At 70.2% G+C, this 12500-nt stretch carries 10 protein-coding genes; 5 read left to right on the forward strand and 5 right to left on the reverse strand.

Annotated elements, in window-relative coordinates; translation table 11 throughout:
• Positions 1–30 precede the first annotated feature (30 nt).
• Positions 31–522, forward strand: a complete 492-nt coding sequence (locus tag KBY96_RS01025) for a hypothetical protein (RefSeq protein WP_254977348.1) — start codon at positions 31–33, stop codon at positions 520–522.
• Positions 523–527: 5 nt separating this feature from the next.
• On the opposite strand, the gene KBY96_RS01030 is transcribed toward KBY96_RS01025, so the two are convergent.
• The 3 genes from KBY96_RS01030 to KBY96_RS01040 form a co-directional block, all read right to left on the reverse strand.
• The gene (locus tag KBY96_RS01030) at positions 528–1379 is read right to left on the reverse strand and encodes a carbohydrate ABC transporter permease (RefSeq protein ID WP_254977349.1); all 852 of its coding nucleotides are present in this window, start codon (positions 1377–1379) and stop codon (positions 528–530) included.
• Positions 1379–3022 (reverse strand): 2-isopropylmalate synthase, encoded by a 1644-nt coding sequence (locus KBY96_RS01035; protein WP_254977350.1) that lies wholly within the window; start codon positions 3020–3022, stop codon positions 1379–1381. Before KBY96_RS01035 ends, KBY96_RS01030 begins: the two co-directional genes overlap by 1 nt.
• 65 nt (positions 3023–3087) lie before the next feature.
• The gene (locus tag KBY96_RS01040) at positions 3088–3669 is read right to left on the reverse strand and encodes an NYN domain-containing protein (RefSeq protein WP_254977351.1); all 582 of its coding nucleotides are present in this window, start codon (positions 3667–3669) and stop codon (positions 3088–3090) included.
• 75 nt (positions 3670–3744) lie between these two features.
• On the opposite strand from KBY96_RS01040, the gene KBY96_RS01045 reads away from it, so the two are divergent.
• A complete protein-coding gene (locus KBY96_RS01045) occupies positions 3745–5316 on the forward strand; it encodes a glycoside hydrolase family 57 protein (RefSeq protein ID WP_254977352.1) in 1572 nt (523 codons plus the stop codon).
• A 51-nt stretch (positions 5317–5367) separates the two neighbouring features.
• Here KBY96_RS01045 and crtL read toward each other — a convergent pair whose 3' ends face one another.
• Positions 5368–6663 (reverse strand): lycopene beta cyclase, encoded by a 1296-nt coding sequence (gene crtL / locus KBY96_RS01050; protein ID WP_254977631.1) that lies wholly within the window; start codon positions 6661–6663, stop codon positions 5368–5370.
• Between the two features lie 5 nt (positions 6664–6668).
• The gene (gene gyrA / locus KBY96_RS01055) at positions 6669–9374 is read right to left on the reverse strand and encodes a DNA gyrase subunit A (RefSeq protein ID WP_254977353.1); all 2706 of its coding nucleotides are present in this window, start codon (positions 9372–9374) and stop codon (positions 6669–6671) included.
• On the opposite strand from gyrA, the gene KBY96_RS01060 reads away from it, so the two are divergent.
• From KBY96_RS01060 to KBY96_RS01070, 3 genes are all read left to right on the forward strand, one after another.
• Entirely contained in the window at positions 9373–10566 is a 1194-nt protein-coding gene (locus tag KBY96_RS01060; RefSeq protein WP_254977354.1) for a homocysteine biosynthesis protein, read from the forward strand. The genes gyrA and KBY96_RS01060 overlap by 2 nt on opposite strands.
• Before the next feature lie 122 nt (positions 10567–10688).
• Positions 10689–11276: a CAAD domain-containing protein gene (locus KBY96_RS01065; RefSeq protein ID WP_254977355.1), complete on the forward strand. Its 588-nt coding sequence runs from the start codon at positions 10689–10691 to the stop codon at positions 11274–11276.
• Positions 11277–11319: 43 nt separating this feature from the next.
• On the forward strand, positions 11320–12483 hold the full coding sequence (locus KBY96_RS01070) for a GuaB3 family IMP dehydrogenase-related protein (protein WP_254977356.1): 1164 nt from the start codon (positions 11320–11322) through the stop codon (positions 12481–12483).
• Positions 12484–12500 lie beyond the last annotated feature (17 nt).

Below are 12500 nucleotides of genomic sequence, written 5' to 3' on the forward strand. Positions count from 1 at the left end.
GGGCAGGATTGGGCCAGGCGAGCCGAACCGATGGACCCCAGCCCCCTGGCCCCAGGCTCCACCGGCAGCGCTTCCAGCGCCGGTCCCCTGCCGCCGCTGCCCGACTGGGTGTTGTGGCTGCAGGCCGGGTTCACCGCCCTGGTGGCCGTGCTGTTCGTGGCCCTGCTGCTGCAGACACGCCAGCAGGGCAGCAAAATCCAGGAACTCCAGCAGCGTCTCCAGGGCCTGGAGAACAGCCGCGCCCTGGAGCGCACCACCGGCCTGGAGGATCAACTGCGCAATGCCGTGGAGCGGCTGCAGGCCCTAGAGCGCGACAGCAGCCGCCTCGATGTGCTGCAGGCCGAAACCGACGCCCTCAGCGCCCAGCTGCGTCAGCTGGGCCGCGCCCCCGCCGCAGCGGGCACCCCCTCCGCCGCTCCCGTGCCTGAACGTGGAGGCTCTGAAGCGGGCTTGCCGGGTTCATCCATCGCCCCCGCTGAGCCAGCCGGTCCGACGCCGCAGGGCGGCCCCGCCCAGCCCTGAACGACTCAGCCCTTCACCGCGTCGCCACTGGCGCTGGGGAGGATGTAGCGCTGCAGGCCGATGAACAGCAGCAGCACCGGCAGGATCGAGATCACCGAGCCGGCCGCCACCAGGCGCCAGTCGAGGGAGAAGCTGCTGGCCAGCTGCTGCAGGCCCAGGGGCAGGGTGTAGAGCTCGGGTTCATCGAGGATCACCAGCGGCCAGAGGAAGTCGCTCCAGGTGCCAATGAACACGAACATCGCCAGGGTGATCAGATCGGCCCGGGCAGCGGGGATCATCACGTTCCACCACTCGCCAACCGGCGTGCAGCCATCGCTGCGGGCCGCCTCCTCCAGCTCCACCGGCACCCCCAGAAAGCTCTGGCGCAGCAGGAAGATGCCGAAGGCCGTGGCGGCCTGGGGAATGATCAGCGCCCAGAGGGTGTTGCGCAGGCCGATCTGCACCATCAGCAGATAGAGCGGAATCATCACCACCTGGAAGGGGATCAGGATCGTGGCCACCACCAGGGCCAGCACCAGCCCCCGCCCCGCAAAGCGCATGCGCGCCAGCGGGTAGGCCGCCAGGGAGCAGAAGGTGAGGTTGGCGAGCACCGCCAGGACGCTCACGATCGCGCTGTTGCGCAGGTAGGTGGCCATCGGGCTGTCGGCGAACAGGCGCTGGTAAGCCTCGAGGCTGGGCTCGGCCGGCAGCAGCGCCGGCGGGGTGGTGAAGATGTTCTCGGCCGGCCCCTTCAACGAGGTGCTCACCAGCCACAGCAGCGGCACCAGCATGGCCAGGGCCACCAGCAGCAGCAGCACCAGCTGCAGCGCCGCTGGCAGTGCGGAGCGGCGTGACGCGGCAGGGGGTTGGTGTGCCATCACACCCGCGGCCGCTCAGCCAGGGGCAGATCCCCCAGCACCGGCAGGGGGGCCCGCTGGGGGTGCAGGGCCAGGGTCTGGCTGCCGGCCAGCAGGCGGTTGAGGGCATTCACGAACGCCTGGGCCGCGGCCACCACCACATCGGTGTCAGCGGCGTGGCCGGAATAGAGCGCCCCCTGGTGGCGCAGGCGGATGGTCACCTCGCCCATGGCGTCGATGCCCTCGGTCACGCTCTTCACCGAGAACTCCACCAGCTCGTTGGGCACCTGGGCCAGGCGGTTGAGGGCCTGGCACACCGCATCCACCGGACCGGTGCCGATCGCCGCCTCGGTGAGCTCGGCCCCGTCGGCGTTGATCAGGGTCACCGTGGCGGTGGGCTGCACGCCGGTGCCGCAGCTCACCTGCACGCTGCGCAGGGTGTATTGCACCTGGTCGTTCTGCTGCACCTGCTCGCTCACGATCGCCTCGAGATCGCGGTCGGTGATCTCGCGCTTGCGGTCGGCCAGCTCCTTGAAGCGGGTGAAGGCGTCGTCGAGGTCGTCGCGGCTGAGCTCGTAGCCGAGCTCCTCCAGCCGGGCCCGGAAGGCGCTGCGGCCCGAGAGTTTGCCCAGGGAGATGCGGTTGTCGGTGAGGCCCACGGTGCGGGCGTCGATGATCTCGTAGGTGAGGCGGTGCTTGAGCACGCCATCCTGGTGGATGCCGGATTCGTGGGCGAAGGCGTTGGCACCCACGATCGCCTTGTTGGGCTGTACCGCCATGCCGGTGAGGTTGCTCACCAGCCGCGAGGTCTTGGTGATCTCCTCGGTGCGCACACCGGTGAGCGGCTCGCTGGAATCGGCCGGCCGGCCCAGGAAGGGGTTGAAATAGCGGCGGCGCACATGCAGCGCCATCACCAGTTCCTCCAGGGAGGCGTTGCCGGCCCGTTCGCCGATGCCGTTGATCGTGCACTCCAGCTGGCGGGCACCGTGCTTCACCGCTTCCAGAAAGTTGGCCACCGCCAGGCCCAGATCGTTGTGGCCATGCACGGAGATCACCGCCTGCTCGATGCTCGGCACCTGGGCGTTGATGCCGGCGATCAGGGCGCCGAATTCCGCCGGGGTGGCGTAGCCCACCGTGTCGGGGATATTGATCGTGGTGGCGCCAGCACGGATCGCCGCCTCGATCACCTCATAGAGAAACTCGGGATCGGAACGGCCGGCGTCCTCGCAGGAAAACTCCACGTCGTCCACCAGGGAGCGGGCGTAGTCGACCATCTCGGCGGTGATCGCCAGCACCTCGGCGCGGCTCTTGCGCAGCTTGTGCTCCAGGTGGATGTCGCTGGTGGCGATGAAGGTGTGGATGCGACGGCGGGCAGCGGGGGCCACGGCATCGGCGCAGGCCTTGATGTCACCGGCGGCTGCACGGGCCAGGCCGCAGATGATCGGCCCCTCGGCGCTGCCCACGCTCTCGGCGATGCGCTGCACGGCGTTGAAGTCGCCCGGGCTGGCGAAGGGGAAGCCGGCCTCGATGATGTCCACCCCCAGCCGGGAGAGCTGCTGGGCGATGGCGAGCTTCTCCTCCAGGTTGAGGCTGGCGCCAGGCGATTGCTCGCCATCGCGCAGGGTGGTGTCGAAGATCAGCACCCGACCGGGGTCGCGGGCCATCGCAGGGCTCCCTATACGGAATAGCTATGAGTTAGCCCCATCCTAGAGGCTCGCCCGGGCCGCCCTCAGCGGGAGAAGACAGGAGCCTGCAGGGCCTCGGCCTTCTCCAGCTGCTCACGCAGGTCGGCCAGGTCGACGAAGCAATCGGCGGCGTTGCGCAGCTCCCGGGCCACCATCCCCTCGGTGCTCATCAGCACGATCTGCAGCCCCCGGGCCCGCAGCACCTCCACCAGGCGATCGAGGTCTCGGCTGCCGCTGAGCAACCACACCACCTCAGTGCGTGCGGCCACCGCCATCAGGTCAACGGCGATCTCCACATCGAGATTGGCGCGCACGAACTGAGGACGCGATTCACCATCACCGGCAGCGCCCCCCGGGCCGCCAGCGCCCGCCAGTTCCCGCAGCGGACGGGTGCGCACCGTGAAACCGAGGCTGGTGAGAGCATCGCGAAAGGGGCGCTGATCGCCGGGATCGCGCAGGCCGGCGTACCAGAAGGCACTGCTGAGTTCCAGCTCCGGCTGGCAACGGGCATGGGCCAGCAGGCGGCGGGGATCGAAGAACCAGCCGAGCTTCTGCTGGGCGTAGAACATGCTGTGGCCGTCCACCGCCAGCACCAGCCGCCGGCGCGGACTAGAAGAAGAGGTCACGCCGAAGGGGGCACACCGGGGAGATCTGAACTCGACCGTACCGCGCCCGTACAGTGGATCCAGTGTGGTGGTGCCATGGTCACGGGCGATCTTGCCCTCGTCCTCCACGCCCACCTGCCCTACGTGCGCAGCGCGCAGGCCGGTTCCCTGGAGGAAGACTGGTACTTCCAGGCCCTGCAGGAGTGCTATCTGCCCCTGCTGACGGTGCTGGAGGCCGCGGCCTCTGATCGCCGCCAGCAGCCGCGGCTCACCCTCGGGCTTTCGCCCACCCTGCTCAGCCTGCTGGGCGACCGCGAACTGAACGCCCGCTTCCTGCCCTGGCTGGTGCAGCGTCAGCTGCTGCTGGCCCAGGCCCCCGCCGAGCACCAGATGGCCGCCCAGCACCTGGCGGAGCAGCTGGCAACGGTGGAGCGCCAGTGGCTCGAGCACGAGGGCCAGGTGGTGCGGCGCTTCCAGCAGCTGCAACAGCGCGGTGTGCTCGACCTGATCACCTGCGGTGCCACCCACGGCTATCTGCCGCTGCTGCGCCAGGTGCCGGAGGCGGTGCAGGCCCAGCTGGTGAACGCCGTGCGCGAGCACCAGCGCCAGCTGGGCGAGCGGCCGCTGGGGATCTGGCTGCCGGAATGCGCCTACTACGAGGGGCTCGATCAGCAGCTGGTGGCCGCCGGCCTGCGCTATTCGGTGCTCGACGGCCACGGCCTCCTGCACGCGCTGCCGCGCCCCCGCTACGGGGTGTTCGCCCCCGTCTGCTCTCCGGCTGGGGTGGCGTTCTTCGGGCGCGACGGCAACGCCACCCTGCCGGTGTGGAGCGCCCGGGAGGGCTACCCCGGGGACGGCGTCTACCGGGAGTTCCACCGCGACCTGGGCTGGGATCTGCCCGAGGAGCAGCTCCAGGAAGCGGGCATCGGCAGCCGCCGGCCCCTGGGGCTGAAGCTGCACCGCGTCACCGCCCAGGGCTGCCCCCTCGAGCACAAACAGCCCTACGACCCGGCCGCCGCCGCCGAGCGGGTGGAGCAACACGCCAGCGCCTACCTGCGGGGCCGGGCCACCGAGCTGGCGGGGCTGGCCGGTTCCATGGAACCGTTGCCCCTGCTGGTGGCGCCCTTCGACGCGGAGCTGTTCGGACACTGGTGGTTTGAAGGGCCCCAGTTCCTGGCGGCCCTGTTCCGTCATTGCCACCAGGCCGGCGTGCGCCTGGTGACCCTGCGCGAAGCCCTGCAGCAACGCCCCAGCCTGCAGGTGTGCCGGCCCTCGCCCAGCAGCTGGGGCCAGGGCGGGTACCACACCTACTGGCTCAACGACAGCAACGCCTGGGTGGTGCCGGAGTGGCAGCGGGCGTCGCAGGCCATGGTGCGGCGCGTGAACCGCGGCGTGGCCAACCGCCACCAGCGCGATCTGCTCAACCAGGCGGGGCGGGAGCTGTTGCTGGCCCAGAGCTCCGACTGGAGCTTCATCCTCAGGGCCGGCACCACCACCGAACTGGCCCGCGAGCGCATCCAGCGCCACCTCGATCGCTTCTGGCGCCTGCTCGATGCCATCGACCACAACCGGCAGCTGCCCCACGACTGGCTGCAGGCGGTGCAGCGCGAAGACCGCCTGTTCCCCAAGCTCAACGCTGCCGACTGGGTGACACCCCCAAGCGGATGACCCCAAGCAGATGATCCCGAGCCGATGCCCCGGGGCGGCCGCTGCTGGGGCTCAGCCGCGGGGCCAGATCAACTGGCCGAGCAGCGCCGCTTCCCGACCCTGCTGGGCGATCAGGCCGGCCCTCACGCTCCAGGGCGCTGTGGCAAACAGACGCAGCATGGCCACCACCAGCTCCGGCAGGCTGAGGGTATTGGTGAGGAAGCCGGTCCACTGCTGCGGCGGCAGGGCGAAGAAGGTGGCGAAATGGGCCCGGAGCTGGGCCTCGGAAAAGCGCATCAGCTTCTCCAGTCCGAACTGGTACAGCGCCTGTCTGCGGCGCAGCTCCAGCGGCCACAGCGCCCGCCAGCCCACCCCGGCCAGGGCCGCAGGGCTGGCCAGGGGATCAGCACGCAGGGCCGCCGCCAGCGCCGCCGCCAGCCCTGGTGCCCGCCGCAACAGGGCGCCCACCATGTAGCCCGAGGCCGGATGCACCATCGCCGCCGAGCCACCGAAGGCCAGCAGGGGCTGATCGAGATCCGGCAGGGGCAGGTTCATCGGGAACAGGCAGAGCTCTTCATGCTCCACCACCTCGATCGCCACGCCGCGGTGGGCCAGGCGCCGCTCCAGCCGCTGCCGGAGGGTGTCGAAGGGCAGCGCTGGCGCCAGGGCCAGGGAGGTTTCCTCCACGAAGAACCGCCCCGCGCCCAGGTCCATGGCATAGAGAAAGGTGGGCGGCTCGCGGCGCTCGACGGGGCTGAGGTGATCGCAGCGGAAGTCCATCAGCACCAACTGACCGGGCTGCACCGGGGGCGCACTGAACCGCCCCACCACCCCGTAGGCCGCCTGGCCGGCCACCGGACCACGATCCGGGCGGCGGATCAGGGCCGACCGGTGCCCCGAGGCATCCACCACCAGCCGGGCCCGCAGCTCCCGGCCATCGGCGCAGCGCACCAGGCTGCAGGCGGCGCTCTGGCTGGCGCCCGCCACAAAGCTCAGCTCCCTTGCCTCCCCACGCTCCCAGCGCACCGCGCCGGCAGTGCACTGATCAAGCCAGTGGCGCTGCAGCAGCGTCTTGTCGAACAGGCCGTAATCGCGGCCATGGGGAGTGGGGGCATCGGCCAGCCCCGGGCCACCGCCTTCGCCCGCGCCGAAATAACTGCAGGTGCGGCTCCAGCGGTGCTCGAGCAGGTGGGAGAGCCCCAGGGCATCCACCTCCTCACCCCAGATGCCGTAGGTGTTGGGCCAGGGTGCGGCGGGGTCGCTGGCACTGAGCACCGCCACACGCACCCGCTCAGCGGCCAGCGCCGCGGCGATCGAGAGCCCCGCGGGGCCGCCGCCCACCACCAGCACATCCGCCTCAGCGCTCAGACCGCTCAGCTCGCACTCTCCTCAGCGCCACCTTCTTCAGCGCCACTCTCTGCAGCGCCACTGGCCGCACCGGCCTGCGCATCCGCACCGGCCTCGGCCTCGGCCTCGGGATCATCGAGGGCGGCCTCCTCCTCGAGGGCCGGCGGCACCAGCACCACCTCGGCGAGGCGATCGCCGGCATCGAGACGCTGCAGGCGCACCCCCGTGGCCGCCCGCGATTGCTGCGGCACCGCATCGGCCCGGGTACGCACGATCACGCCCCGCTCGCTCACCAGCAGCAGCTCCTCACCGGAGCCCAGCACCCGCAACCCCACCAGAACGTCGTCGCTCTGGCGAAAGCGGATCGCCCGCAGGCCCATGCCGGCGCGCTTCTGCAACCGGAACTGGTCCACCGGCACCCGTTTGCCCAGGCCGCTGGCGGTGGTCACCAGCACCCAGGGGCCGTCACTGGGTGCCACGGCTTCATCGGCTTCGGCCTCCACCTCCGCCTCGTCATCACCGGCGGCGGACACCTGGGCCACCCGGTCGGCCAGTTCAGCCGGCAACACGTCCATGCTCACCAGCTGATCAGCGGTGCGCAGGTTCATGGCCCGCACGCCCCGGGCTGTGCGGCCGAGGGGCCGCAGTTCCTCGTCGCTGAGCCGGAAGTGGATCGTCATGCCCTGGCGGGAGCCGATCAGCACGCTGTCGCCGGGCAGGGCCAGCCGCACCCAGCGCAGCGAATCCCCCCCCACCAGATCGATGGCGATCAGGCCGTTGGAGCGGATGTTGGCGAAGGCCGAGAGCCGGGTGCGTTTGATCGTGCCGCCGCTGGTGAGCATCACCAGCACGCCGTCGTCGGTGAATTCGCTCACCGCCAGCAGCGAGGTGATCTGCTCCTCCCGCGGAATCGGCAGCAGCTGCACGATCGGGGTGCCCTTGGCGGCGCGGCTGCCCACCGGAACCCGATAGGTGGGCACGGTGTACACCACGCCGCGATCGCTGAACAGCAGCAGGTGGTCGTGGTCGTTGCAGCTGATGAACAGCTTCACGGCCTCCTCGCCCTGGCTGCGGGTGCCGGCCTTGCCGCGGGTGCCGCGGCTGGTGGCTTCAAACTCACTCACCGGCATGCGCTTGAGATAGCCGGTTTCGGTGAGCAGCACCACCGAGCGCTCGTTGGCGATCAGGTCGATGTCATCGAGGCCACCCTCCACATCGAGAATCTCGGTGCGGCGGGGTGAGTGGTGGCGGCTGCGGATCGTGGTGAGCTCGGTCTGGATGATCTCCAGCACCCGCTCCCGACGGGCGAGGATGTCCTTGTAATCGGTGATCTTGGCGAGCAGATCCTCATGCTCAAGCCGGATCTTGTCGGCCTCCAGGGCCGTGAGCCGGCGCAGCTGCATCTGCAGGATGGCATCGGCCTGCACTTCGCTGAGGCCAAACTGCTCAACCAACCCGCTGCGGGCCGTGGCGGTGTCGGCGGCGGCACGGATCAGGGCGATGATCGCGTCGAGATTGTCGAGGGCGATCAGCAGGCCCAGCAGGATGTGATCGCGCTCCTCGGCCTTGCGCAGCAGGAAGCGGGTGCGCCGCTCGATCGTCTCGATGCGGTACTCGAGAAACACCTCCAGCATCCGCCGGAGATTGAGCAGGATCGGCTCGTTGCCCACCAGCGCCAGCATGTAGGCGTTGAAGTTGCTCTGCAGCGGCGTGAGCTTGAACAGGTTGTTGAGCACCACCTGCGGATAGGCATCACGCCGCAGCTCGATCACCACGCGCATGCCATCGCGATCGGATTCGTCGCGAATGTCGCTGATGCCCTCCAGCTTCTTGTCGTTCACCAGCTCAGCGATGCGCTCGATCAGCGCCGCCTTGTTGGTTTGGTATGGCAGCTCGGTGATGATCACCGCGTCACGGTCGGGCCGGCCCTTGGCCTCGATCGTCTCGATGCCGGCCACGCCGCGCATGGTCACCGAACCCCGGCCGGTGGCGTAGATCTCGCGGATGCCACGGCGACCGAGGATCTGCCCGCCGGTGGGGAAATCGGGGCCGGGGATCAGGGCCTGCAGCTCCCGGTCGCTGATCTCGGGGTTGGCGATCAGGGCCTGGAGACCGTCGAGCAGCTCACCGAGGTTGTGGGGCGGGATGTTGGTGGCCATGCCCACGGCGATGCCGGAGGAGCCGTTGAGGAGCAGCTGGGGGATGCGCGCCGGCATCACAGTGGGTTCCTGCTGACTGCCGTCGAAGTTGTCGACGAAGTCAACCGTCTCGCACTCGATGTCCTCGAGCAGGGCATCGGTGGTGAGCGCCTGCAGCCGCGATTCGGTGTAGCGCATGGCGGCGGGCGGGTCGTTGTCCACCGAACCGAAGTTGCCGTGGCCATCGATCAGCGGCATGCGCAGGGAGAAGTCCTGCGCCATCCGCACCAGGGCGTCGTACACGGCCGTATCGCCGTGGGGATGGTACTTACCGAGCACCTCGCCCACTACACGGGCGCACTTGCGGTAGGGCCGGTCGCTGGTGAGACCCAGCTCGTACATCGCGTAGAGGATGCGGCGATGCACGGGCTTGAGGCCATCGCGGGCATCGGGCAGGGCCCGACCCACGATCACACTCATCGCATACTCCAGGTAGGAGCGCGACATCTCGTTGCGGAGGTCGGTCTGGATGACCCGTGAATCCCCGTCCGAACCGGAATCACCCGGGTTGATCGGTCCCGTGGGATCCGCCATGCACAACCGCCTTCAATCGTCCCATTCTATCGAGCCCGGCGACGCCCTTCCACGCAGCGAAACCCAGCTGTGTGAACGCCAGCGGGCGGGCGAGCTGCGGGTGCGCTCAGCCGCCGACTTCCGGGCCCTGGTGCGCGAGCGGGGGCTGGAGCGGGCCTACGCCATCACTGATGTGGTGGTGGCCGCCGATGCCGGCTTCACCGACCAGGCCAGCCTGCACCTCTCCCTGGGCCCCACGGATCCGCCGATCCGGCTGCGGGAGGCCCGGCTCGATGGCGTGCAGGGGCTGGCCAGCGGCGGGGCCGGCGAGCTGGTGCTGCCGGTGGGCGGCGGGCTGGGGGAACCGGCGCGCCACAGCGGAGCCCAGCTGCTCGGCGCCCTGCTGGCCGGCGGGGCGCTGGCCTTCGACGCCGGCGGTGAGGGCACGCCCTCCCATCCCCGCCGCGACCTGCACACCGAGCTCAACCTGGAGCGGATCGGCGGCGGACGGCTGCTCCTGCACCGAGCCATCGCCGAAAACGGCGTGGCGGCGGTGAGCAGCGCAGCCGGGCTCTGCGCCAGCCCCTGGGGACCGCTGCTGGGCCCCTACGGCACGGCCCTGTGGAGCTGCGGCGGCGCCGGCAGCATCGGTCTCACCATGCCAGGGCTCACGTTGCTGGGGCCGGGCTCACCGGTGCTGGTGGCCGGGGGCATCGGCTGGGTGCTGGGGGCCGGCAGTGGCCACCAGCCCGGCCCCAGGAGGCAGCGCAGCGGCCATGCCCTCACGCCCGGAGCCACGGCGGCGGTGAGCGTGGACCTGCACAGCCTCGAGGGCCGCTGGCTACGGCCCTGCTTCTTTGCCGGCCACGGCTGCGCCCTGCTGGTGGCGATCGCCGCCCCGGTGCCGCTGCTGGACCTGGAGGTGGCCAGGCGGGCGGCGACGGGGCCCGACGAGCTGGAGGCGCCGGTGCTGGATGTGGCCATTCCCCGGCGGATCAAGCCGGCCCTGGGGTCGGTGAGCTACGCCCAGCTGGCCAGCGGCCGCATCGTGGTGGGCGAGCGGGAGCTGCGCTGCGCTCCGGCCCACAGCCCCCGGATGGCAGCCGAGATCACGGCCGAACTGGTGAGCCGGCTGGAGGGCAATCGCTTTCCGATCCGGCTGCCGGTGATGCCGCTCGCGAGCCAGCCCACCCTGCTGCCCATCGACAGCTGAGGCAAGAGGGGGCGGGCAATCACCCTTAAGCTCCTGCGCAACTTTGACGAGCCACAGGCCGCGACAGGCAATCCGCCAGGACCCTGCCCAGCACAGCTCCCCGTTCTTCGCCCATCGCCCCCATGGCCGACACCCAGCGCGACGACCTGCAGGCCGCCTCCAGCCCCGCAGACACCAGCACCGCGGACACGCGTGCCGCGGCAGCGCGTGCTGCAGAGGCGAGTGCCGAAGCCGTCACGGCCGCAGACATGAGCGGCGAGTCCAGCCATGCTCCCGCCTCCGAGCCCACCCCACCGCCCCTGAACGAACCCACCGCAGTGGCGGAGCCCACTGTGGAAACCAGCACCACCGTGCCAGCACTCGGCGGCGGCGCCACGCCCACAGGCGATGGCGATGGCGGCGAGTGGAATCTGCTGGTTGAGAAGCTGCAGCAGTGGTGGCGCAGCGGCGAGCTGCAGAGCCTCTGGCAGCAGGCGAAAACGCCCCTCACCCTCGGGCTCGCGCTGATCACGGTGCTGATGGTGCTGCGGGTGTACGCAGGGCTGCTGAGCGCCATCAACAGCCTTCCGCTGGTGCCCGGTCTGCTGGAGTTGGTGGGTGTGATCTGGGGCGTCCGCTATGGCCTTCCCAAGCTGATTCGCCGCAGCGAGCGCGAGCGGCTGCTCGACGGCCTGCAACAACGCTGGCGCAGCTTCCGCGGCCAGGACTAAAGCCGCATCAGTTGATACGGTGGCCCGAATCTGCCCACCCTCTGTGGATATCCAGCTCGGCCGTTCCCGCACCGTCCGTCGCGCCTATGGCATCGACGAAATTGCCCTGGTGCCGGGCGGCCGCACGGTGGATCCGGCCGTGACCGACAGCAGCTGGAGCCTGGGGGGGATTGAGCGGGAGATCCCCATCATCGCCAGCGCCATGGATGGCGTGGTGGACGTGGCCATGGCCGTGGAGCTCAGCCGGCAGGGCGCCCTGGGGGTGCTCAACCTGGAGGGGGTGCAGTGCCGCTATGACGACCCCAACCCGGTGCTGGATCGCATCGCCGCCGTGGGCAAGGACGAGTTCGTGTCCCTGATGCAGGATCTCTACAGCCAGCCGGTACGGGAAGACCTGATCCGCAGGCGCATCGCTGAGATCAAGCAGAAGGGCGGCATCGCCGCGGTGAGCGCCACCCCGGTGGCCTCGATCAGGTTCGGCAGGGCCATCGCCGAGGCCGGCGCCGACCTGTTCTTCGTGCAGGCCACGGTGGTGAGCACCGAGCACATCGGCCCTGAAGGCCAGGAAACCCTCAATGTCGAGGCCCTCTGCCGCGACTTCGGCGTGCCGGTGGTGATCGGCAACTGCGTCACCTACGAGGTGGCCCTGAAGCTGATGCGCGCTGGTGCCGCCGGCGTGCTCGTGGGGATCGGCCCCGGCGCCGCCTGCACAAGCCGCGGCGTGCTCGGGGTGGGCATTCCCCAGGCCACCGCCGTGGCCGACTGTGCCGCCGCCCGTGACGACTACGCCGCCGAGAGCGGCCGCCGCGTGCCCGTGATCGCCGATGGCGGCATCGTCACCGGAGGCGACATCTGCAAGTGTCTGGCCTGCGGCGCCGATGGGGTGATGATCGGGTCGCCGATCGCCCGAGCCGCCGAGGCCCCTGGCCGGGGTTTCCACTGGGGCATGGCCACCCCCAGCCCAGTGCTGCCCCGCGGCACCCGCATCAAGGTGGGCACCACCGGCAGCCTGGAGCGGATCCTGCGCGGCCCCGCCGGCCTCGACGACGGCACCCAGAATCTGCTCGGCTGCATCCGCACCTCCATGGGCACCCTGGGAGCCCGCACCCTTCAGGAGATGCAGCAGGTGGAGGTGGTGGTGGCTCCATCGCTGCTCACCGAGGGCAAGGTGTATCAGAAGGCGCAGCAGCTGGGCATGGGGAAGTAGGAGGCGAGGTCTATCTT

Source organism: Cyanobium sp. ATX 6A2, assembly GCF_024346355.1.
Lineage (GTDB): Bacteria > Cyanobacteriota > Cyanobacteriia > PCC-6307 > Cyanobiaceae > NIES-981.